Source organism: Streptomyces sp. NPDC050806 (assembly GCF_055586425.1).
Map to the genome: position 1 here is coordinate 1 of NZ_JBVJIF010000024.1, position 1,854 is coordinate 1,854.

Sequence of the window (1,854 nt, forward strand, 5' to 3'; positions counted from 1 at the left end):
GCTGTGATGGGTAGGGGAGCGTCGTGTGCCGGGTGAAGCAGCCGTGGAAACGAGTTGTGGACGGTTCACGAGTGAGAATGCAGGCATGAGTAGCGATACACACGTGAGAAACGTGTGCGCCGATTGACTAAGGGTTCCTGGGTCAAGCTGATCTGCCCAGGGTAAGTCGGGACCTAAGGCGAGGCCGACAGGCGTAGTCGATGGACAACCGGTTGATATTCCGGTACCCGCTTTGAAACGCCCAATACTGAGCCCATTAATGCTAAGGCCGTGAAACCGCCCGCGCCGGCTTTGCCGGTTGTGGGAGTGGTGGAGCCGCTGACCCAAGGTGGTAGTAGGTAAGTGATGGGGTGACGCAGGAAGGTAGTCCAGCCCGGGCGGTGGTTGTCCCGGGGTAAGGGTGTAGGACGCACGGTAGGCAAATCCGTCGTGCATATAAGTCTGAGACCTGATGCCGAGCCGATTGTGGTGAAGTGGATGATCCTATGCTGTCGAGAAAAGCCTCTAGCGAGTTTCATGGCGGCCCGTACCCTAAACCGACTCAGGTGGTCAGGTAGAGAATACCGAGGCGTTCGGGTGAACTATGGTTAAGGAACTCGGCAAAATGCCCCCGTAACTTCGGGAGAAGGGGGGCCATTGCTGGTGATCCGATTTACTCGGTGAGCTGGTGGTGGCCGCAGAGACCAGCGAGAAGCGACTGTTTACTAAAAACACAGGTCCGTGCGAAGCCGTAAGGCGATGTATACGGACTGACGCCTGCCCGGTGCTGGAACGTTAAGGGGACCGGTTAGCTCTGATTCGTCAGGGCGAAGCTGAGAACTTAAGCGCCAGTAAACGGCGGTGGTAACTATAACCATCCTAAGGTAGCGAAATTCCTTGTCGGGTAAGTTCCGACCTGCACGAATGGCGTAACGACTTCTCGACTGTCTCAACCATAGGCCCGGTGAAATTGCACTACGAGTAAAGATGCTCGTTTCGCGCAGCAGGACGGAAAGACCCCGGGACCTTTACTATAGCTTGATATTGGTGTTCGGTTCGGCTTGTGTAGGATAGGTGGGAGACTGTGAAGCGGACACGCCAGTGTTCGTGGAGTCATTGTTGAAATACCACTCTGGTCGTGCTGGATGTCTAACCTGGGTCCGTGATCCGGATCAGGGACAGTGTCTGGTGGGTAGTTTAACTGGGGCGGTTGCCTCCCAAAGGGTAACGGAGGCGCCCAAAGGTTCCCTCAGCCTGGTTGGCAATCAGGTGTTGAGTGTAAGTGCACAAGGGAGCTTGACTGTGAGACTGACGGGTCGAGCAGGGACGAAAGTCGGGACTAGTGATCCGGCGGTGGCTTGTGGAAGCGCCGTCGCTCAACGGATAAAAGGTACCCCGGGGATAACAGGCTGATCTTCCCCAAGAGTCCATATCGACGGGATGGTTTGGCACCTCGATGTCGGCTCGTCGCATCCTGGGGCTGGAGTCGGTCCCAAGGGTTGGGCTGTTCGCCCATTAAAGCGGTACGCGAGCTGGGTTTAGAACGTCGTGAGACAGTTCGGTCCCTATCCGCTGTGCGCGTAGGAGTATTGAGAAGGGCTGTCCCTAGTACGAGAGGACCGGGACGGACGAACCTCTGGTGTGCCAGTTGTCCTGCCAAGGGCATGGCTGGTTGGCTACGTTCGGGAGGGATAACCGCTGAAAGCATCTAAGCGGGAAGCCTGCTTCGAGATGAGTACTCCCACCTCCTTGAGAGGGTAAGGCTCCCAGTAGACGACTGGGTTGATAGGCCAGATATGGAAGCCCGGTAACGGGTGGAGTTGACTGGTACTAATAGGCCGAGGGCTTGTCCTCAGTTGCTCGCGTCCACTGTGT

1 rRNA gene is annotated in these 1,854 nt (G+C 56.6%); it reads left to right on the forward strand.

The window, feature by feature from the left end:
- A 23S ribosomal RNA gene (locus ACZ6WH_RS38780) occupies positions 1-1,833 on the forward strand; the annotation flags it as partial.
- Positions 1,834-1,854: the final 21 nt, after the last annotated feature.